This window comes from Pantoea sp. sgz302252 (assembly GCF_047713085.1).
Classification (GTDB): Bacteria; Pseudomonadota; Gammaproteobacteria; order Enterobacterales; family Enterobacteriaceae; genus Scandinavium.
This window is the reverse complement of sequence record NZ_JBLFJW010000029.1, coordinates 26,443-45,392: the sequence shown is the minus strand read 5'-3', so window position 1 is coordinate 45,392 and position 18,950 is coordinate 26,443. Positions and strand designations below refer to the sequence as shown.

Below are 18,950 nucleotides of genomic sequence, written 5' to 3'. Positions count from 1 at the left end.
GGAAGTACGATGGCGACTATTCGCAAGATCTCACCCTCTTTGACGCTGCTCGCTGGTGTCATCCTGGCGGGCTGTACTAGCCAGCAAGCGGAGCTAAAACCCGGTGAAAAACCCGTGGATGTCGCCACGGTGGTGAAGCAAAAAATGCCCGCCAGCGTGAAGGACAGAGAGGCCTGGGCGCAAAGCATCGCGAAAGCCTTTGAAAGTCAAAAACTGGCCCCGACAGAAGAAAATGTCTGCTCGGTGCTGGCTGTCGCGCAGCAGGAATCCAATTATCAGGCCGATCCAGCGGTTCCAGGGCTGAGCAAAATTGCCTGGCAGGAGATAGACAGACGAGCCCAGAACATGCACGTGCCCGTTTTTCTGGTCCACACGGCGCTGAAAATCAAATCACCCAATGGCAAAACCTACAGCGAGCGGCTGGATACCGTCCAGACCGAGAAGCAGCTAAGCGCGATTTTCGATGACTTTATCGATATGGTACCAATGGGACAAACGTTGTTCGGCTCGTTAAACCCTGTTCATACCGGTGGCCCAATGCAGGTCAGCATTGCTTTTGCTCAGGCACATGAGCGCGGATACCCGTGGAAAATGGAAGGCACTGTCCGTCAGGAAGTGTTCACCCTGCGAGGCGGGCTGTGGTTTGGAACCTATCATCTGCTGAACTATCCGGCCAGCTACACGGCTCCTCTGTATCGATTTGCTGACTTTAATGCTGGTTGGTACGCCAGCCGAAATGCTGCCTTCCAGAATGCCGTTAGCAAAGCGAGCGGGGTAAAACTGGCCCTGGATGGCGATCTGATTCGTTACGGCAGCGACGAAGCGGGGAAAACAGAACTGGCCGTTCGTAAACTGGCAAGCAAGCTCTCGATGAGCGACAGTGACATCCATCGTCAGTTACAGAAAGGGGACAGTCAGGATTTTGAAAGCACGACGCTCTACAAAGGCGTTTATAAACTGGCAGAAGCGAAAACCGGTAAACCGCTAGTGCGAGAGATGTTGCCTGGAATCCAACTGGAAAGCCCGAAAATTACCCGCAATTTGACCACCGCCTGGTTTGCAAAACGCGTGGATGAGCGCCGGGCGAAGTGTATGGCGCCAGGTCAGAAGTAGTGTCGCCAGCGTAACACCAGGGCCAAAACGCCCAATATTGCGCAGCCAGCAAGGAAGGGGACCAGGCCAAACAAGGTGCCGACGGCAATCCCCATTTCAACGCGTGGGCGACCGCTATCCTGAATTTGCATCAGATGCTCGAAAACGCCTGGCGCATGCACCACCAGGTTTAGCACCTGTGCACCGGCCCAGAAGCAGAGCAGAACGAACAGCGCATAAGCGATATTCCCCTTCGTGGAGGGGGCTCTTCCTTTCCCGGCAATAATGGGTTTTGAGAATGTGAAATCAGCCATGAGAACCTCCTGAGACTGCTTAGCGCCAATTCTGTCAGACCTTGTTATAAGCTGGCCTGCGCCAGAATTACGTGGGTAAGTTTGACAGGGGATCGCCGTTGTCAATATCAGATTCGTGGTAATTTCACTCAGGGAAGACTCCTAAAGTTGGCTTTTACGCTCTGCGTCACAAAGTCTCTCCTTAAGTGAAATCAGTGCATGTTAAGAATTTGCTAAGCGTCACGCAGACGCTGTCACAGGAATGTGCGAGGATAGGGTTTTCACTTGCGGAGTTGTTATGAAACTGCCTGATAAAATTCGCCGCGACTGGCATTACTATGCCTTTGCCATCGGCCTGATTTTTATTCTTAACGGCGTGGTCGGGCTGTTAGGTTTTGAAGCGAAAGGGTGGCAGACCTATGCGGTCGGTCTGGTGACCTGGGTGATAAGCTTCTGGCTGGCGGGGCTGGTGATACGCCGTCGTCCGGTCGATATCGAAGAAGAAAAAAGTTCTGAAGCCTGACCGGACATCCCTATAGATGCCCGGCCCATAACAGCTACCCGTTCATCGAGGTTTTCAGCGCCAGATTCGTTTGATGGCGCTCCATCGCAAGTTCAATCAGGCGAGTGATAAGGCTGGTGTAATCCAGACCGCTCGCCTGCCAGAGTTTCGGGTACATACTGATATTGGTGAAGCCCGGCAGCGTATTGATTTCGTTGATCACCACTTCATTTTCTGTTGTCAGGAAAACATCCACGCGCGCCATTCCACTGCATCCCAGCGCTTGATACGCTTCAACGGCAACCTGGCGAATCTTGTCGTTAATGGCAGGATCGATAGCCGCTGGAACCACCACTTTCGCGCCATTGTCATCGATATATTTGGTGTCGTAGGCATAAAACTCGCTGTTAAGCACAATTTCGCCACAGGTACTGGCCTGTGGTTCGTCGTTGCCCAACACTGCACATTCAATTTCTCTCCCCACGATCCCGGTTTCGACCACAACTTTATGGTCAAACTCGAACGCCAGCGCAACGGCGCGCTCATACTCTTCTGCTGTTTTGACTTTACTGACGCCAACCGATGAGCCCTGGTTGGCCGGTTTAACGAACAGCGGTAAGCCGAGTTTTTCCTTCACTTGCGCAAAAGAGTGGGTGTTGCGGTTTGAACGCGTGAGCGTGATGAACGGGGCAACAGCCAGACCTGCGTCGCGCAGCAAACGTTTAGTCACGTCTTTGTCCATACAGGCCGCAGAGCTCAGCACGTCTGAACCGACGAAAGGCAGATTAGCCATTCGCAGCATGCCCTGAAGAGAACCGTCTTCCCCAAGCGTGCCGTGCACAATGGGGAAAATCACATCAATGTCGGCCAGCGGTCCACCGTCTTCGGCGTTGATCAACTGCTGCGAGGTTTTACCCGGGATTTGCGCCAGCGTTATCTCTGACGGGCGAAGGGCGATTCGGGCCGGATCCTGAGGATTGAGCAAATAGTGAGTGGCATCGTTAACGTGCCATTGCCCTTGCTTATCAATTCCCAGCAGCACCACATCGAAACGTGTTTTATCCATCGCTTCAACAATGTTTTTGGCTGACTGTAAAGAGACTTCATGCTCAGCAGACTTCCCACCAAAAACGATCCCAACCCGCAACTTAGCCATTTCTGTACCCATCCGAAAACACACAAAGCCAATACCATAGCACGCCGACCCGCCGCTTGTGCAAAATCCTGGATGCCCGGTTGGGGTTTTAGGCTGTCGAAAGAGAGTGAGCATAACCCTCTGCGGAAGAGGGGACTCTTCGTGATATTGGTCACATAAAGGAGTAAAGAAGGCGTGCGTCCGCAGATTAGCAAGGCCGGCCGCCTTAGCGGAAAGGCCGCATTTGCTTCGCTCACCTATCCGGACCTGGTTATCAGTTTGTTTTTCACCACGATGGTTATTCAGCTGTGTAAGGGGTCTGTCGGTCCTGTTCTCGCCTGGTAATGTCGCCGGGCCGCTGATTGGGGCTTCCATCTCCGCGATGGCCGGTTTCCGCTGGGTATTTGTCGCCACGGCCATCGTCGTGCTGATTAATTTAGTGCAGTTAGCCATAATGCTCCGCCGTCGCCAACAGCAAGCCTAATTTAGCCAGCTAATTCTCAAGGGAGAGTATGAAATATCCACCCCTTCAAATTTTGGGTAATAATCCGGCGAGAGAAACGTTTCGCTACCAATTCAATTTGCATAAATTGGAATTTATAAAATAATTCTTATACCGACTAGGCGTTAGGGATCATCAGTGCTACCGTCTCAGGCATTCTCATAAGGAAGTCTCGTCATGAAAAATCTGATTGCAGAACTGTTGGTTAAGCTTGCGGAAAAGGAAGAAGAATCAAAGGAGTTAGTGGTTCAGGTTGAAGCCCTGGAGATTGTGGTCACGGCGCTATTACGTCATATGCGGCAGCCGGAACAACAAGCTCTGATTACCGATATTGAATCTGCATTAGACGAAGCCAAACCGGAATCTCAGGTGCCCGATCGCGATGCGGAATTATTAAATCAATATATAAAAAAGCTATTACGGCATCCGCGTAGTTAAGGCGAGTGCCGAATTCAGGCGCGACGATTGCTGTTTTATCGTCGCTGATAAAGTATTAATACCTTCCCGTCCAGACACGTGGTATCACTCTTTTTTTACCCGTTAAGTGGTTTTTCTCGTTTAAACGACCAGACTTACTGAGAGACTCTCACAGAAGGATGGTGCAATGAAAATAACATTACTGATGGCTTTACTGTTCGGCCTGGTGTTTCTCACAACGGTGGAAGCAGCGGAAAAAACAATGACCCCGCAACAGCAGCGAATGACGACCTGTAACCAACAGGCAACGGCTCAAACGCTGAAGGGGGATGCAAGAAAAACCTATATGAGTGACTGCCTGAAAAACAGCAGCTCAAAGCCTGCAGAGAAAAGCATGACCCCACAGCAGCAAAAAATGGGTGAGTGTAATGCCACGGCGACTCAGCAATCGCTGAAAGGTGACGATCGTAAGAAATTCATGAGCGCCTGCCTGAAAAAAACGGGGTAACACCACGCGCTAATAAAACGGGTGAACCGTCTCGCGGCTCACCCGTTGTTATCAGGCTTTGCTGAGCTTCTCTGATTTTTCCATGCAACTGACCATGGCTTCAATCACGGCAGAGCGGAACCCTTTTTCTTCCAGCACGCGAACGGCTTCAATAGTCGTGCCCCCCGGTGAACACACCATATCTTTCAGCTCGCCCGGATGAATCCCGGTTTCCAGCACCATCCTGGCTGAACCCATCACCGCTTGTGCCGCGAATTTATACGCCTGCGCACGTGGCATTCCGCCCAGTACCGCAGCATCCGCCATCGCTTCAATAAACATAAAGACATAAGCAGGTGCGGAACCGCTGACGCCCACTACCGGGTGGATCATCGGTTCAGCAATCACTTCGGCTTCGCCAAAGCTGCGGAAAATGGTCAGTACATCGGCCGTATCTTCACTGGTGACCAGCGCATTTGGCGTCACGGAGGTCATTCCGGCATTCACCAGCGATGGGGTGTTTGGCATCGCGCGAACGATTTTACGGTCATGTCCCAGCGCACGGGCGAGCTGGTCGAGCGTCACGCCAGCAGCAATCGACACCACCAGCGTCTCTTTATTGAAGCTGGAGGCCACTTCGCTCAGCACTTTGGTCATGATGGCGGGTTTCACCGCACCGAAGACGATATCGGCGATTTGCGCCACTTCCTGCGCGCTCTGTGCCGCGTTAATGCCATACTTTTCTTGCAGGGCGGCGACTTTGTCCGGCGAGGGCGTATAAACCCAAATTTGGCCAGGCTGCACTTGCCCACTGGCGATAAGCCCACCAAGAATGGCCTTACCCATATTACCGCAGCCGATGAATCCGATTTTCTTATCCATTCTGTCTCTCCCTCAGCGTTTTTTTGATAATGCGTATTAGCTTATCATCTTGTGGCTATGCCGACAGGGGAAAGCAGGCGACAATAGCGCAGTTATTTATTACAGGAGTGAATATGTCGATTTGGGTGGATGCCGATGCGTGTCCGAACGTGATTAAAGAAATCCTGTTTCGCGCAGCAGACAGAACACAAACACAGGTGACGCTCGTCGCCAACCAGAACCTGCGCGTGCCGCCGTCGCGCTTTATTCGCGCATTGCGTGTGCCTGCTGGCTTTGACGTGGCGGATAACGAAATTGTTCGCCAGTGCCAGCCGGGCGATCTGGTCATCACCGCCGACATTCCTCTGGCGGCAGAAGTGTTAGCCAAAGGCGGCGCAGCGCTCAACCCTCGCGGCGAGCGCTACAGTGAAGCGACCATTCGTGAAAGGCTAACCATGCGTGATTTTATGGATACGCTGCGGGCCAGCGGCATTCAGACCGGTGGCCCCGACAGTTTATCACAGCGCGACAGACAGCAATTTGCTGCGGAACTCGATAAGTGGTTGCTGGCAGTACAGCGCGGGCAGAACTAAACCCAGCTGTCGCCGCCGCCGAAATCATTGTAAGGCGCTGTCGGTTGCGCCTGGATATGTTGCGCAATCACGCTCCCGGCGTTAGCATCGCGCGGCGAACTTTGCTCCTCGGCTTGTTTCAGACGAGAGAAAAGGCCATCGATAAGGCGTTGTTCTTCAGATTGCATGGGTGAGTCCTCGGTCATACGAATGCTGTACGGCATAGTTTGTCTGAAACATTCATACTGTAAATATACGCCAGGTAAAGCTGTGCATAGATGTGTTACCTTTTGCACCTGCCCAGGGTTGTCAAAAGGCCATGCTTTCATGTAAGGTTGCCGCAACACTCGGTGACACTATTTCTTTACACCCTCATGATTTGCAGACCCCTTTATTCCCGGCAAAGAGATTGACGGATTATCAGGGTTGTAATTATTAATTTACACTTACTTGCGTACTAGTTTGATGGTATTCTTTCTCGCTCACACGCACAGCCTGCATTGCTGCAGTACCAGGGGGATTTCCAGGTGACAACAGAGCCTATTTTTCTTATCGGCGCCCGTGGCTGCGGAAAAACCACAGTCGGACAAAAGCTGGCGCAGGCCTGTCAATTTGATTTCCTCGATACCGATCAGATCCTTCAGCAACGTGAAGGCAGAAGCATTGCCGATATCGTGGCAAAAGAGGGCTGGCCCGCCTTTCGCAGTCGTGAAACACAAACGTTGCAATCGGTCACCGTGCCTCAGTCGGTTATTGCAACAGGTGGCGGCATTATTCTGGCTCCCGTGAACCGCGAATTTCTGCGTAAAAACGGCATCGTTATCTACCTGAAAGCGCCTGTGGCAGTCCTTGCTGGTCGCCTTGAAGCGTTTCCGGAAGAATCCCAACGCCCCACGTTAACCGGAAAACCGATCAGCGAAGAGGTCAGGGAAATTTTAGCCCAACGCGATGCGCTGTATCGGGAAACCGCACATCACGTTGTCGATGCCGCGTGCGATCCTGACGACGTCGTTGCGCAAATTCTGTCCGCGATCAACGCGCCATCAGCGGCCTGTATTCAGGCAAATTCGGCAACGGCGGGCTAACGCCTATACTTAAGGCTCTGACTCAAAAGAGGAAGAGCTATGCCTCTAATCCCCCGTATCCAGGACAAGCCCGGATTGTTGCCGTAGAAAAAGGCGAGCCGGGCACCAGTGTTACCTGGTATGAACTGTGTGCCGATCACCTCAAACCTGATTCGCTGATCAGTGAGCATCCGACTGAGGCTGAAGCCCTCGATGCCAAACGCCGTTATGAAGACCCCGGCAAGTCCTGAATCAAATCCTTCCTGTTGCGCAACGCCTGCCTTGAGTGGGCGTAAGTCACACTTTTTAGCTAAACTCATTGTTAATAAAACGTTAACCTCAAGATATTACTGGAGTGTGTCGGAGTCTTCTGGAATCTTTACAAACTGCGCCGGAGCGTAGCTGCTACGCTTCTGAACGGTTGAATTGTTAGCCATCAGGGGGGCTGTCATCGAGTCGTAAGCCTGTGTCGAAGCAGTGGTTGTCGTAATAAAAGGTAAATAACATGAGTGCGACTTTAGCGATTCTTACCATCGGCGTCGTTCCGTTGCGTGAGGTGTTGCCGCTATTAACAGAGCACATCAGGGAAGATCAGATAACCCACGTCAGTTTGTTGGGAAAAATGACTTGCGAAGCCGTCATGGACGCGTATGCGGTGGGGCCAGGAGAAGATGTTCTTATTGCCCTTCTCAACGACAATCGCATGGTGGAAATCTCCCGTCAGAAGGTTGAACACAACCTACAGGCGCTCGTTGAGGTGCTCGATAATCAGGATTATGACGTTATCCTGCTGATGAGCACGGCGCCGATCAGCGGCCTGGTGGCCCGTAAAGCGATGCTTATCGAACCGCAACGTATTATCCCGCCCTTAGTGAATTCCATTGTCGACGGCCATCAGGTCGGGGTGATTGTGCCGATCCCTGAGCTGATGAAAAACCAGCGGGTCAAATGGCAAGTGTTGCAAAATTCCCCGCTCTACGCGTTGGCAAATCCTGTTCACGGCAGCGATGAGGACTTAATCTCCGCCGGGAAAACGCTGATGAGCGAGGGTGCCGATGTGTTAATGCTCGACTGTCTGGGTTTCCATCAACATCACCGCGACGTATTACAAAAAGCGCTGGATGTGCCCGTGTTGTTGTCGAATGTGCTGGTGGCTCGCCTGGCGGCAGAACTGTTGGTCTGACGGATTTTTTGCGTGACAGCTTGCTGTCACGCCCCCTATATTGGGTTGGTATACAACAACGAAACCAATAAGGGCCAGTTATGCTTCAAAGCAATGAATACTTTGACGGGAAAGTGAAGTCCATCGGGTTTACCAGCAGCAGCACTGGCCGCGCCAGCGTGGGCGTTATGGCTGAAGGGGAGTATACCTTTGGCACGGCGCAGCCGGAAGAAATGACGGTTGTCAGCGGCGCGCTGAACGTCTTACTGGCGGGCGAAACAGAATGGAAATCCTACACTGCCGGGCAGGTCTTCAACGTGCCAGGCCACAGTGAATTTCATCTTCAGGTTGCAGAGCCAACCTCTTACCTCTGCCGCTACCTGTAAGTAAAAAGCCTTCCTGACGGAAGGCTTTCAGATTGCTGACAAAGAAGGAAAAAACGTGGTTTTTCCTTCTTTGTGGTTATCAGCCGAAAATCAATGAATTGATTTTCCTTGTTTTTTTTTCGGTCACTTATGGCAAATCTCATTCGTTAGAGGTTTGTCATCACTCTCAAGCCTTCCTGACGGAAGGCTTTTTACTCAGCGCTGGGCTTCGCCGCCCAGGCCTTCAACCAGTTGGGCAATCAAGGCTGCCAGCTCCCCGGTCATCAGGATAAAGTCAGCGTCAAAGCGCTGATCGTAATTTTCCCGTTCGATATCTTCGTTCTGATCGCGCAGTTCGTCGCAGAACTTCAGGCGCTTAATGGACGCATCTTCGCAAACCATAAACTGAATGCGCTGCTGCCAGTCCAGAGCCAGTTTAGTGACCACTTTGCCCGCTTCAATATGCACGGCGATTTCGTCGCTAACCAGTTCCTGCTTCTTGGCACGGATAACGCCACCGTCTTCCAGAATGGCTTTCAGCTCGGCTTCATCCAGCAACTGGAAGCCTTGTGCGACAGTGCCGGAGCGAACCCACTCGGTCAGCGTCAGCTCGATAGGATTTTCCAGCGCCATCGGAACCACCGGCAGCGAGCCGAGCGTTTTACGCAGCAGTGCGAGCGTGTCTTCGCCTTTCTTCGCACTGGCGCAATCCACCATGATCAGCTCGTTTACGGTGTCAATCCACAGCATTGTCTGGCTGAAACGGCTGAAAGCACGCGGCAGAAGCGAGTGCAGCACTTCATCTTTCAGGGAATCTTTTTCGGTCTTTTTAAGCTTACGACCCTGATCGGCTTCCAGTTTCAGAATTTTCGCTTCCAGCGCCTGTTTGATAACCGGTGCAGGGATAATTTTTTCTTCCTTGCGGGCGCAGACCAGAATCTGGCCGTTCGCTTCGTGCGTGAACGCGTCACTGTGCGAGCCCATAGGCGACACCCAACCGGTTTTCGCCATATCCTGACTGCCGCAGGGGGTAAACGCCAGCGCGGCTAACTGTTTTTCCATCTCATCGGCACGCAAAGAAATGTCGCGGCTAAGACGGTAAACCATTAAATTTTTGAACCACAGCATGATAATTTCCACGGCTTTGTCGTTAAATCCAGGACGCATGATAGCGAATTGTCGCTATGCTTGCATTGTTAATCAGGAAGGGGAGAGGCTACGGTGCGTATAGGAATCGATCTGGGTGGCACAAAAACAGAGGTCATCGCGCTTAGCGATCGAGGTGAGCAGCTGTTCCGTCATCGTCTGCCGACACCGCGCGACGATTATCAGCAAACGATAGAAACCATTGCCACGCTGGTCGCGATGGCTGAGAAGGAAACGGGGCAAACGGGCACGGTCGGCATGGGCATTCCAGGCTCCATTTCGCCTTATACCGGCGTGGTGAAAAACGCCAACTCCACCTGGCTCAACGGTCAGCCTTTTGATAAAGATTTAAGCAAACGCCTCAATCGAGAAGTTCGGCTGGCGAATGATGCTAACTGTCTGGCCGTTTCTGAAGCCATTGATGGTGCAGCGGCCGGGGCGCAAACCGTTTTTGCCGTCATTATCGGCACCGGCTGTGGTGCTGGTGTGGCCCTCGGTGGCCGGGCGCACATTGGCGGTAACGGCACGGCGGGTGAGTGGGGGCATAACCCTTTACCGTGGATGGACGAAGACGAGCTGTGCTATCGCGAAGAAGTGCCGTGCTATTGCGGAAAACAAGGCTGTATTGAAACCTTTATCTCTGGCACGGGCTTTGCGACAGATTACCATCGTCTTAGCGGCAAGCCGCTGAAAGGCAATGAGATCATGCGCTTGGTTGAAGAACAGGACGCGGTGGCGGAACTGGCGTTAAGTCGCTATGAACTGCGTCTGGCAAAATCACTGGCACACGTGGTGAATATTCTGGATCCGGACGTTGTCGTGCTCGGCGGCGGCATGAGCAACGTCGAACGGTTGTACAAAACGGTTCCCGGCCTGGTGACGAATTTTGTGTTTGGCGGTGAATGTGAAACGCCCATTCGCAAAGCGGTTCACGGTGATTCAAGCGGCGTGCGTGGCGCGGCGTGGTTGTGGCCGTTGTAGCAAAATCATTCTTTGTCACGATTGCTTCGTTCTGCGCTCAGAGCAGGCGATTCATCATCGCCTGGCCATCTGAGAAGGGGGCGTTCCATTATACAAACTCTGCATTATATATATCTGTTGCTGAGATAAGTGCTTACACTTACATGTAGTACAATCCGCGCTGAACAGGGGCTCGCAGGTGGTAAGTTTTCTTTTCACCACGCTGAGAATCTTATCATAGCTCGAACTCAACGGTTCGTTACGCGCTATAATGACTATATTACTCAGACATTTCGGGAGCATCGCTGGGGTTTCAATTTTCTGTTCCATCAGGCCAATCAGTAGCGCCTGGTGTCTCATTTTTAATTCAGGGAAACAGGAGAAGACCTCCCCGGCACACAAGTCCAGAATGATAATATCGGCGCAGATGATGTTCTTGGTATTGAACGCATAAAGAAATAACACTGTTTCACTATATTTCTCTGATAATAAAGAACCTAAAAACATCTCAAATCTATGACGATAGAATACATCGTCATCTTTAATCAGAACGCAGATCATGAATTTCACCATTTAATATATGACAAGTTTTATCTATGTCATGATAGTTAATTAATCTTTAATACATTTTTTTTTGTGAAATATGAATCGCTTCTCTTCATTTTCCGGCCTTAAAGGAAACTTCATTTTCGACACTATTTCCGTCATCATTGATCAGTGCATAATGAATGCTTTTCGGTTGCTCTTCTCTGTGGGTATCTAACGGCAGTGTTTTACTGCTAAAGGGGGCAAGCATGTCAATCGCCAGCGTATGCGACGCCGCGTTATTCTTGATATCAGCGGCATTGAAGGTTGCATAATACGGCGTAGGATTGGTCACCTTCAGTTGCAGTGTGCCGGGTTGTCTGAGCAGGGTGAATTGCAGTTTTTTCACCACGTCATCCACCGACGGAGTGAGGTTCGTGGGGCGCCAGAACATTTTTAGTTGCAGACGTATCGCCACCTTTACTGCTGAGACATTTGCCGGCAGGTGAGCATCTGTTGGCGGAATTTCGTAAATATTCAGCCAGTACAGTGATTCACGATCCAGAGGCTGTTTTACCTGCGTTGCCAGCAACCGGAGGTATTTTTTTTCCCCCGGTTCAAGCCGAAAAATTCCCGGCAGGGGGATTACCGGGACATCTGCTGCGTTTTCAGGCGTGCCATCAGGTGCGCCGTTATCGACCCAGGCCTGAACAATCACCGGGTAATCGTTATTATTGGATAACATTAACGAACGTTCTCGATCGCCTGCAGAAAAAATGACCCGGGAGGATTCGACCATGACACCTGCCGATGCCCTCAGACTCAGCAGGAGCAAAGTGGCTACCAGTACGCTGACTTTTCTCATTATTGCACCTGAATAATAATCTGTGCGGATGCGCTCACCGTCCCCGCGGTCACTGTTTGCCCCGGCAGCGCTTTTAGCGTCGCGTTCAGCGTTTTGGTATAGGTCGTAACGCCACTGACCACGCCACCGCTAACCGCATCATCCAGCACCGGATACCAGCCCGCCAGGTTGCCCCCTAGCACTGTACCGCTGAGCGAACTCAGTAAATTAAGCGGTGTTCCGTTGGTTCTGCTGATTTGAATGCCCACCCCGGTGGCAACGGAAGGATCCACACCATAGTTATCTGAAAGCAGATAGGTGACTCCGGAACCCGACGTACCAAATCCCAGCGAGGTTGCTTTGGCCGCATTCGCCGCATTGACCAGAATGCCCATCGCTGTCTGGTTGGCTGCTACGCCACTGGTCAACGCGGTTAGCCCTGTATTCGCCGGGCTCCCCGTCTGGCAACTGAAGGAGATGCTGATCGGTTTTTGGAGCGTTGCTCCTCCTCGCATCTGAGCGACGGTTGCTATCGGGAAAACGACTAACGGCGTGACATTATTGACCATACATGCTGCCGAGCGACGGATATAGAGACGGTTATAGAGGTTGACGGCACCAGGCCAGGCGCTGTAGAAGCCATCGTATTTGGTCGCTGAGTCCGCGCCGACGCTCAATCCAGAAGAAAAACCGCCGCCCTGAAAGGCAATGTACGTTGCCGGCTGGGACAGCGGATAAATTCCTGTGGCGGTTGCCCCCCAGCCACCGACACTGTTGCTAAGACGGAAAAGCTCCACTTTGGTGGTGCTGAAGTTTTTGGCCTTAACCAGCAGCCAGCCCTGTGAATCAGTATCAAGACCTGTCAACTGCCGGGCCTGCCAATAGCGGCTGTAATACTGCCCTGTCGACATGTTGGTTGCGCGTAGCGCCATTCCTGGGACATAGGTCTGGTAGCTTTGCGGTAGGCCTGCGGCGGTGCCGACCTCCGTCATCCCGGCGTAAGTTGAATCCCCGTTCGTTGCGTAGTATTCATAGAGGCTGCCCGCATCACTTGCCTGGCAGCGAAACAGGATCTGTTCTGCGTTATAAGTCTCCGCCCCCACAAGAGGGACAATTCCTGTCGCTAACAGCGTACCATCCGGCTGGAAGGTGCTGTTATTGAGATTGACCACGGTGGGGAGGGTGCCGATCGACCCTCCTCCATCAGACGCGCCCGACCAGCTCGCCGCGGTGCCTTTACCCGGCTCGGTGTAGTAGGACGATGTCGTGGAGGTCGTCGTGGTCGTGATTCGGTAACAAGTCGCCCATGTCGGTGCCGATAGTACGGAACCGATCACGAGGAGGGATGCTGCGTGTAGGTATTTTTTCATGAGCGGTTATCCACGTTAATTGCCGCGACATGGCAGCGTCAGGCGATATATTGACTGATTCATTTTTTGCTCTTTCAGGTCATAGTTCAGAGTGCATTGTTCCGCAGCGGAATCTCCCCATTTCACCTTCAGCGAGCCTTGCTTATTGTTTGCGCGTGCGTACACCTGGTTCCCCTGGCCCACAAGGCCAATAACGTCGTTTTTGCTGTCATAGACGTTGGCGCCCAGCGGCAGATTGCCGTTTGCTCCCGGAATCAGTTTGATTAACAACGCGTAACCCTCAAGGGTCTTAAAGCGCATTTTCACTATTGCCCCAGAGTAAGGTGCGACACGCTGTTGGTTCTCAACAAGCTCTGCGTTCGGATTGCTGATGTTTTTTGCATCCAGAGTCACGTCGTTATAGCTATAAGGGATCAGTGACGGGACAATGGCATAACCTGAACTATTGATTTTCGAGCCCATACCGCCATTCACTGCAGCTCCGCTGGCGCCATCTGCTTCAACCAGCGCAAAGGTATCTGCCAGATAGGGGCCAAGAGTCACCCCACCGGAATGTACTACCACTGCACCACGGGCGTTCGCGCCGTATTGTGTGTAATCCTTACTGTGGGAAAGGTTCCCCCCGAGCGTGACGAACGGCAGTTGCTGCGTGAGGCTGGCACCTTCACCAAGGCCGTTTCCATCGGAGCCGTAAGCACCGTTCAGGCTATATGTGGTGTTCTGCTCTTCTCCCAGTGTGCCAGTAAGCGACGTCTGATAGCTGTCGCCTCCCTCATTACCTGATCGATGGCTGTACCCGGACGATAGGATCGGTGACTTAGATCCTTCACCCAACGGAAGGGAGACCGAGAACATGACAATGTTTTCAGTTCTGCTGTTGCTGTTGCTGTTGTCAACGGTATTGTTGCCAGCTTGTCCGTTATAATTTGTGCTTCCAGTCTGCTGCCGACTCAGAGACAGGTTGTAGCTCAATGTGCCGTAGTTGTGTGAATAGCCCATTTGATACTGCGTATCTCGGCTACGCCCACCCCGGTAGGTACTGGTGGACCCCGACACATAGACTTGACCCAAATTGCCCAGTCCCTGGCTTACCGTGGCAACAAATTGGTTTCTCTGTTCGTAGGTGCTTGATGTCCAGGTATTACCCTGTTCAGCGGCATCGCGTATGCCCAGCACATCGCTCAAATCACGGTATCCCTCAGTGGAATAGCGATAACCCGCCAGCGCCAGGGTTGTGGCCGTTGGGGTGAACGTACGGCTGTAGGTTGTACCAAATCGCCAGCCGTTGAGATAATCGCCGAACATATTGGCGTGCGAATACACTGCGTTGACGCCTAAAGCCCCCCATTGGCTGGCGAGGACCATCCCACCCAGAAGTGCCTGGTAACCGTCTGAAATACGGGTACCGGTGTTGACAGTGATGGCGTTAGTTAAGCCAGTCTGGTAAGTCAGATCGGCGAACATATCATCACTGTTGCCAATATCACGTACCTGGCCTGCGGCAACGCTGATGTGTGAACGCCCTGGGCGCATGGAACCCGGCACTGCAGCGAACGGCACGGTAAACGAGGAGGTTCGACCGTCAGCTTCCTGAACTTCAACGACCAGATCGCCTTCGTAGCTGGTCGGGTAAAGATCGTCGATAACAAAAGCGCCGGGAGCTACGGTGGTTTGGTAGATCTGTGTGCCGGACTGACTAACCGTGACCTTCGCTGTCGTCGAAGCAATGCCACGGATCGTTGGTGCGTAACCGCGCTGCGATTCGGGTATCATACGGTCATCCGTCTCCAGGCCTATTCCGCGAAAGCCGATGCTGCTGAACTGGCTGCCAGAGGTATAGTTATCACCAAGGATCAGTTGGCTATTCACTCCCGGAAGAGGTCGTTGAAGATAGGTCCGGATTGATGTCCAGTGGCTGTTATCCGGGCCATTATTCGTCGTATAACGCGTATAACTGGACTGCTGGCGTAATTGCCACAGGCCGAGGTTTAGCCCGGAATTCAGACTCAGGTATGTCGAGTCGCTGTTGTAATTACCGCTGGCCTGAGTGCGATAAAAGTTAGTGTCGTAATTGGCAAACAGCGCTGTTTCACCGGCAGAAAGATTTTCCAGCGGTACCGCACCGCGTGCAGTGCGTGCCATCAATGCCTGAGGAACAAGTACATCCAGGCGCAGGCGGGCAAAATCAAATTGTGCGCTGGAGCCTTTCACCTGGTTTGCCAGATTCAGACATGTATCGTTGTTGTCTTTTGCCTGAATACTGCCCGGCAGGATCCCGATAGAAATGAGGAGGTCGCGAGAAAAACAGGGGTATACATCATCCTGTTTTCCAGTGGTGAATACCAGTGACTGACGATTATAAAAATTACCGTTGACGAAAATATCAACCTGATATTGACCGGGTTCTATCGCGTTCACTTTATTAAAACGGGCAATGCTTTTTTGATCTTTGGCCGAGCCTACCAGCATGCTGCTATCAAACTCATACTGCTCTGTGGTGGAGGTCGGTGTTGGTTCGTTAGTGGCTGAAATTGCCAATGGAGAAATCAGCCACAGCGCGAAAGCCAGTGGTTTAAGCTGTGTTTTACATCCTGGGATACTTCCTGGTATAACAGCATTTTCCAGGCGGAGGATATTGTCTTGGGAATCATTTTTATTAGCCGTGCACATTTCCGCCCCCTGCTATTAGAAAACACTGGCGATCCATAAACTCTATTTGGCAAGATCTGCTTCTGCACGGATTTGGCCACCGTAATCATTCACCAGTGTAAATTTTACGATCCTGGCACCAGACAGCGATTTTCCTGTTTTATTTAACATCCAACGTGCCGTGGATTTTGGTGGAATCATATTGACGGGGAATAAGACATCGTTCTTATCCACAACCACTGCGGCTGAAATCACCGAGGCGTAATAGCCGGATGTGTTCTCAGCAATTAATACCCAGCGGCCACTTTCTTCTTTTAATGAGAAATGGATCTGTTGTGGGACTTTATCAGGGTTACCGACAATTTCTTTTGGCCGATAGAATATTTTTACACGATTACGAAGAATCACCGCCATCTGGTTTTGATTGCTTTGTACAGTATTTTTAGGTGGGATCTGAACGGAGTTAAGATAAAAAATAGACTCACGGTCTTTCGGTAAATCTTTACCTGTAAACACGAGGCGAACGGATTGTCCTGTATTGGGCTCGACACGAAACAGCGCTGGAACAGCCATAAATGGCGCATTAGCGGTATCTGGTGTTGAAGCCGGGTCGTTAATATCAGACCATACCTGCATAACATACGGGAGATTGCCGTTATTGGTAAATTGAAGCGTTTGTGACTGGGCATCTGCCGGATAAATTACCCGAGTGTTAAGCATGACAACGCTTGCCATGGCTGGTGAGGTTAGCATCAAAATAGAGGCAAGGGTAAAAGTGGCTAGTTGACTGAATACTTTGGAAGTCATCTTAATTTCTCGTCTAAATAACCCCTTCCGGAGAATCGGAAGGGGGGGGGGAACTATTACTGATAGGAAACGGCGTATTGCACACTACCCAATACAGAACCCGCTGTAGCGGTGCCTTCTGCATAGTACTGAACTGCAAAATCGTGAGATGCGGATGTTGCATTCGCTGCCAGGTTCAGACCCGGAGCCCCAGTTTGACCAGTGAGATCCAGAGGCGTAGTCGGTGCAGCCGGGTCGATCAGCTGCAGAGAGACGTTAGTCGCCGTACCGGTGTTGCCCATACGCCCGTTGCTGGTCAGACTGTTTCCAACAAAAACAGTTTTGATAGCGGTTGCGGAGGTTGATGCTGTACAGCCTGTCAGGTTGATGGTGAAGTTGGTGTTACCTGCAGTCATGCCAGAACTTGCCAGAGAAGTTGCCGGTACTGTTGGCAATAAAACCAGTGGAGAAGAGGTACTGCCGTTGACATTGACAGCACATGTCTGATCTGCAATTTCTCCCTGGAACTTGATGGTGTTATCAGCGTAAGCGGAAGCTGCAGATAAAATTGCTGTGGCAGCAAACACAATAGTAATCAGGTTCTTTTTCATTACTCTTTCCTTAAATATTCATTTTATTCTGGGGCGTTTTTTTCATGTAAACTACGAGATCAAGGGTTAACTCTGTTTTATATGCCCTTTGTCAAGTTGCAGATATCTATCTATTTCCCTTTGCTAGCGCCCAATATATTAAATTTAAATTGGGAGGTGGATGCGTCCTGCTAATTAGAAAGTAATGGGAACGCTATTGATGGGGCAATTGTTATTTGCAATATTTTTGGACTTCTTTTGTATCAGTTATTTAACATTTAACGAGGATCTTGATGTGTTTGTAAGATTTTTAACGATTTTTGTTGTGAGGTATTCCTGTTTACGGAGGGTGTTTTTGGTTGTTTTGTTGTATGAATGTTAATCAAATGGTCCAGGAAAGGACTGTTTTCCTATTTTAAATACCACCATTCAGGAGGATAATCAAATATTTCAGGCGTCTTGAAAACAGTATTTACAGAGATTGTTAGTGATATGAATCATAATAGTATTGATAGTGAATTATCCGATTGCATGACATCGATTGTTTCTAAAAAACCAACTCAGAATATAGGTAAATTGTTAGAGTATATAGTCCCATATGGTGAAGAAATAGAGATTTGTAAGAGCGAAATCCTGCGTTATCAACTGAATGGGAAGCGTTTTTGCTATTTGCTTATGCGTGGTAGTGCCAGCCTTAATCGCCGTGGCGACGGGATGATCATTAATAGTGAACATAGTCCGTTTATCATGGGTATCAGTAATCAATTTTCAAGTGGGGATAAGCTTTATATTCGAGCTCTTGAACACTCCACTCTTATTCGCTTGCCACTAGAGCGTTTCAATCTTCTTATTGATAAATTTGTGCTTTGGGAACATGTATGTGCGTTGCTCGTTTATACAGCATCTCGGGTATACGAGCATTGCACGATGATTTCCCAAATGTCATCTTATGACATTGTGAAATACCAACTCAATCAACTTATGCTCGAGTCTCCTTTCTTTCGGGCTAACATCACTGCGGCCAATTACGTTAAAGAAAGAACGTATCTGTCACGCAGTGGAATAATGCGCATCATTAGCGATCTTCGCAATGCGGGATATATCTCACTGGAAAAAGGCGTTCTTATTAATATCAATAAACTTCCATTAAAGTATTGATATTAATGAGTTTATTTGATGAATATCAATGAATCATGCACCTTATCCATGGATGAGCTATCCTGTTAGATAAAGACCGTATTCGCTTGTGGTGCATACATGACCAGCCATCCCGATGGTTTCGCCGGTGATGCGTCCAATTAGTAGAACATGTATTTTTCAATGAAGGCCCCGATGACCTTTTCATGCAGCTCGACAGAGCGTGAGAAGCAGATTGTTTTTCGGACCAGGCGCTTGATGCGGGTTCTTAGCGTCAGATTGTTACGCTCAATACGCTGAGTCAATATTTTACCGGTCAGATGCTTCTCTATTCGGCACTTCTCGGGCATAACTGCCCCAGTCATCGCTGGTTAAGCGGTGGCCATGAGGGAACCTCAAAGTGAGTATTATACATCAATTCAACTAATTAGAGGCATCACCGATCTGAATTGTGGTATCGCTCATATAAAATATTTCTGCAGGCAGAATAA

General features: G+C 50.6%; 20 protein-coding genes and 3 pseudogenes. 12 read left to right on the top strand and 11 right to left on the bottom strand.

Translation table 11 applies throughout. The features are described from left to right. Positions 1 to 9 precede the first annotated feature (9 nt). On the top strand, positions 10 to 1,113 hold the full coding sequence (locus ACLW56_RS19380; protein ID WP_330985348.1) for a DUF1615 domain-containing protein: 1,104 nt from the start codon (positions 10 to 12) through the stop codon (positions 1,111 to 1,113). Here ACLW56_RS19380 and ACLW56_RS19375 read toward each other — a convergent pair. Beyond that, a complete protein-coding gene (locus ACLW56_RS19375) occupies positions 1,104 to 1,406 on the bottom strand; it encodes a DUF2755 family protein (RefSeq protein WP_330985347.1) in 303 nt (100 codons plus the stop codon). The genes ACLW56_RS19380 and ACLW56_RS19375 overlap by 10 nt on opposite strands. 277 nt (positions 1,407 to 1,683) lie before the next feature. Here ACLW56_RS19375 and ACLW56_RS19370 point away from each other — a divergent pair, with 277 nt between their 5' ends. After that, positions 1,684 to 1,908 (top strand): DUF2754 domain-containing protein, encoded by a 225-nt coding sequence (locus ACLW56_RS19370; RefSeq protein ID WP_330985346.1) that lies wholly within the window; start codon positions 1,684 to 1,686, stop codon positions 1,906 to 1,908. A gap of 34 nt (positions 1,909 to 1,942) precedes the next feature. Here the strand turns inward: ACLW56_RS19370 and ddlA are convergent, their stop codons facing one another. Continuing rightward, positions 1,943 to 3,043 (bottom strand): D-alanine--D-alanine ligase, encoded by a 1,101-nt coding sequence (gene ddlA / locus ACLW56_RS19365; RefSeq protein ID WP_330985345.1) that lies wholly within the window; start codon positions 3,041 to 3,043, stop codon positions 1,943 to 1,945. Between the two features lie 165 nt (positions 3,044 to 3,208). On the opposite strand from ddlA, the pseudogene ACLW56_RS19360 reads away from it, so the two are divergent. The 3 genes and pseudogenes from ACLW56_RS19360 to psiF all read left to right on the top strand — a co-directional run. Next, a pseudogene (locus ACLW56_RS19360) lies at positions 3,209 to 3,506 on the top strand (hypothetical protein); the annotation flags it as partial. A 195-nt stretch (positions 3,507 to 3,701) separates the two neighbouring features. Further along, positions 3,702 to 3,962: an anti-adapter protein IraP gene (gene iraP / locus ACLW56_RS19355; protein ID WP_330985344.1), complete on the top strand. Its 261-nt coding sequence runs from the start codon at positions 3,702 to 3,704 to the stop codon at positions 3,960 to 3,962. 166 nt (positions 3,963 to 4,128) lie between these two features. Further along, on the top strand, positions 4,129 to 4,449 hold the full coding sequence (gene psiF / locus ACLW56_RS19350; protein ID WP_330985343.1) for a phosphate starvation-inducible protein PsiF: 321 nt from the start codon (positions 4,129 to 4,131) through the stop codon (positions 4,447 to 4,449). Between the two features lie 51 nt (positions 4,450 to 4,500). Here psiF and proC read toward each other — a convergent pair whose 3' ends face one another. Further along, positions 4,501 to 5,310, bottom strand: a complete 810-nt coding sequence (proC, locus tag ACLW56_RS19345) for a pyrroline-5-carboxylate reductase (protein ID WP_330985342.1) — start codon at positions 5,308 to 5,310, stop codon at positions 4,501 to 4,503. A 113-nt stretch (positions 5,311 to 5,423) separates the two neighbouring features. Between proC and ACLW56_RS19340 the strand changes: the two genes are divergently transcribed. After that, positions 5,424 to 5,882, top strand: coding sequence for a YaiI/YqxD family protein (locus ACLW56_RS19340; RefSeq protein ID WP_330985341.1), 459 nt, complete (start codon positions 5,424 to 5,426; stop codon positions 5,880 to 5,882). A 29-nt stretch (positions 5,883 to 5,911) separates the two neighbouring features. On the opposite strand, the pseudogene ACLW56_RS19335 reads toward ACLW56_RS19340, so the two are convergent. Continuing rightward, positions 5,912 to 6,049: pseudogene (locus ACLW56_RS19335) on the bottom strand (DUF2076 family protein); the annotation flags it as partial. Between the two features lie 339 nt (positions 6,050 to 6,388). Between ACLW56_RS19335 and aroL the strand changes: the two are divergent. The 4 genes from aroL (at position 6,389) to ppnP (ending at position 8,473) form a co-directional block, all read left to right on the top strand. Then, entirely contained in the window at positions 6,389 to 6,946 is a 558-nt protein-coding gene (gene aroL / locus ACLW56_RS19330) for a shikimate kinase AroL (RefSeq protein ID WP_330985340.1), read from the top strand. Between the two features lie 17 nt (positions 6,947 to 6,963). Beyond that, positions 6,964 to 7,176 carry a YaiA family protein gene (locus ACLW56_RS19325; RefSeq protein ID WP_330985367.1) on the top strand — a complete coding sequence of 71 codons (213 nt, stop codon included), beginning with the start codon at positions 6,964 to 6,966 and terminating at the stop codon, positions 7,174 to 7,176. 254 nt (positions 7,177 to 7,430) lie between these two features. Next, positions 7,431 to 8,108, top strand: a complete 678-nt coding sequence (locus ACLW56_RS19320) for an AroM family protein (protein WP_330985339.1) — start codon at positions 7,431 to 7,433, stop codon at positions 8,106 to 8,108. 80 nt (positions 8,109 to 8,188) lie between these two features. Then, positions 8,189 to 8,473 carry a pyrimidine/purine nucleoside phosphorylase gene (ppnP, locus tag ACLW56_RS19315; RefSeq protein ID WP_330985338.1) on the top strand — a complete coding sequence of 95 codons (285 nt, stop codon included), beginning with the start codon at positions 8,189 to 8,191 and terminating at the stop codon, positions 8,471 to 8,473. Between the two features lie 195 nt (positions 8,474 to 8,668). Here the strand turns inward: ppnP and rdgC are convergent, their stop codons facing one another. Beyond that, entirely contained in the window at positions 8,669 to 9,580 is a 912-nt protein-coding gene (rdgC, locus tag ACLW56_RS19310; RefSeq protein WP_330985366.1) for a recombination-associated protein RdgC, read from the bottom strand. 93 nt (positions 9,581 to 9,673) lie between these two features. Between rdgC and mak the strand changes: the two genes are divergently transcribed. Further along, positions 9,674 to 10,579 (top strand): fructokinase, encoded by a 906-nt coding sequence (mak, locus tag ACLW56_RS19305; protein ID WP_330985337.1) that lies wholly within the window; start codon positions 9,674 to 9,676, stop codon positions 10,577 to 10,579. Positions 10,580 to 11,216: 637 nt separating this feature from the next. Here mak and ACLW56_RS19300 read toward each other — a convergent pair. From ACLW56_RS19300 to ACLW56_RS19280, 5 genes are read right to left on the bottom strand one after another with little or no spacing between them, the layout of a single operon-like run. Continuing rightward, the gene (locus tag ACLW56_RS19300) at positions 11,217 to 11,948 is read right to left on the bottom strand and encodes a molecular chaperone (protein ID WP_330985336.1); all 732 of its coding nucleotides are present in this window, start codon (positions 11,946 to 11,948) and stop codon (positions 11,217 to 11,219) included. Continuing rightward, positions 11,948 to 13,297: a fimbrial protein gene (locus ACLW56_RS19295; protein WP_330985335.1), complete on the bottom strand. Its 1,350-nt coding sequence runs from the start codon at positions 13,295 to 13,297 to the stop codon at positions 11,948 to 11,950. Before ACLW56_RS19295 ends, ACLW56_RS19300 begins: the two co-directional genes overlap by 1 nt. Positions 13,298 to 13,312: 15 nt before the next feature. Next, the gene (locus ACLW56_RS19290) at positions 13,313 to 15,967 is read right to left on the bottom strand and encodes a fimbria/pilus outer membrane usher protein (protein WP_330985334.1); all 2,655 of its coding nucleotides are present in this window, start codon (positions 15,965 to 15,967) and stop codon (positions 13,313 to 13,315) included. A gap of 42 nt (positions 15,968 to 16,009) precedes the next feature. Next, positions 16,010 to 16,753, bottom strand: a complete 744-nt coding sequence (locus ACLW56_RS19285; RefSeq protein WP_330985333.1) for a molecular chaperone — start codon at positions 16,751 to 16,753, stop codon at positions 16,010 to 16,012. A gap of 56 nt (positions 16,754 to 16,809) precedes the next feature. Continuing rightward, positions 16,810 to 17,343, bottom strand: a complete 534-nt coding sequence (locus ACLW56_RS19280; RefSeq protein WP_330985332.1) for a fimbrial protein — start codon at positions 17,341 to 17,343, stop codon at positions 16,810 to 16,812. A 510-nt stretch (positions 17,344 to 17,853) separates the two neighbouring features. Here ACLW56_RS19280 and ACLW56_RS19275 point away from each other — a divergent pair. Continuing rightward, positions 17,854 to 18,480, top strand: coding sequence for a helix-turn-helix domain-containing protein (locus ACLW56_RS19275; RefSeq protein ID WP_330985331.1), 627 nt, complete (start codon positions 17,854 to 17,856; stop codon positions 18,478 to 18,480). A 140-nt stretch (positions 18,481 to 18,620) separates the two neighbouring features. Here ACLW56_RS19275 and ACLW56_RS19270 read toward each other — a convergent pair. Beyond that, positions 18,621 to 18,834: pseudogene (locus tag ACLW56_RS19270) on the bottom strand (IS1 family transposase); the annotation flags it as partial. Positions 18,835 to 18,950 lie beyond the last annotated feature (116 nt).

Excerpts from the sequence above, each read along its gene's own strand:
- ACLW56_RS19380 (WP_330985348.1), top strand. The coding sequence starts at position 10 with ATGGCGACTATTCGCAAGATCTCACCCTCTTTGACGCTGCTCGCTGGT.
- ACLW56_RS19375 (WP_330985347.1), bottom strand. The coding sequence starts at position 1,406 with ATGGCTGATTTCACATTCTCAAAACCCATTATTGCCGGGAAAGGAAGA.
- ACLW56_RS19370 (WP_330985346.1), top strand. The coding sequence starts at position 1,684 with ATGAAACTGCCTGATAAAATTCGCCGCGACTGGCATTACTATGCCTTT.
- ddlA (WP_330985345.1), bottom strand. The coding sequence starts at position 3,043 with ATGGCTAAGTTGCGGGTTGGGATCGTTTTTGGTGGGAAGTCTGCTGAG.
- iraP (WP_330985344.1), top strand. The coding sequence starts at position 3,702 with ATGAAAAATCTGATTGCAGAACTGTTGGTTAAGCTTGCGGAAAAGGAA.
- psiF (WP_330985343.1), top strand. The coding sequence starts at position 4,129 with ATGAAAATAACATTACTGATGGCTTTACTGTTCGGCCTGGTGTTTCTC.
- proC (WP_330985342.1), bottom strand. The coding sequence starts at position 5,310 with ATGGATAAGAAAATCGGATTCATCGGCTGCGGTAATATGGGTAAGGCC.
- ACLW56_RS19340 (WP_330985341.1), top strand. The coding sequence starts at position 5,424 with ATGTCGATTTGGGTGGATGCCGATGCGTGTCCGAACGTGATTAAAGAA.
- ACLW56_RS19320 (WP_330985339.1), top strand. The coding sequence starts at position 7,431 with ATGAGTGCGACTTTAGCGATTCTTACCATCGGCGTCGTTCCGTTGCGT.
- ppnP (WP_330985338.1), top strand. The coding sequence starts at position 8,189 with ATGCTTCAAAGCAATGAATACTTTGACGGGAAAGTGAAGTCCATCGGG.
- rdgC (WP_330985366.1), bottom strand. The coding sequence starts at position 9,580 with ATGCTGTGGTTCAAAAATTTAATGGTTTACCGTCTTAGCCGCGACATT.
- ACLW56_RS19300 (WP_330985336.1), bottom strand. The coding sequence starts at position 11,948 with ATGAGAAAAGTCAGCGTACTGGTAGCCACTTTGCTCCTGCTGAGTCTG.
- ACLW56_RS19295 (WP_330985335.1), bottom strand. The coding sequence starts at position 13,297 with ATGAAAAAATACCTACACGCAGCATCCCTCCTCGTGATCGGTTCCGTA.
- ACLW56_RS19290 (WP_330985334.1), bottom strand. The coding sequence starts at position 15,967 with ATGTGCACGGCTAATAAAAATGATTCCCAAGACAATATCCTCCGCCTG.
- ACLW56_RS19285 (WP_330985333.1), bottom strand. The coding sequence starts at position 16,753 with ATGACTTCCAAAGTATTCAGTCAACTAGCCACTTTTACCCTTGCCTCT.
- ACLW56_RS19280 (WP_330985332.1), bottom strand. The coding sequence starts at position 17,343 with ATGAAAAAGAACCTGATTACTATTGTGTTTGCTGCCACAGCAATTTTA.
- ACLW56_RS19275 (WP_330985331.1), top strand. The coding sequence starts at position 17,854 with ATGACATCGATTGTTTCTAAAAAACCAACTCAGAATATAGGTAAATTG.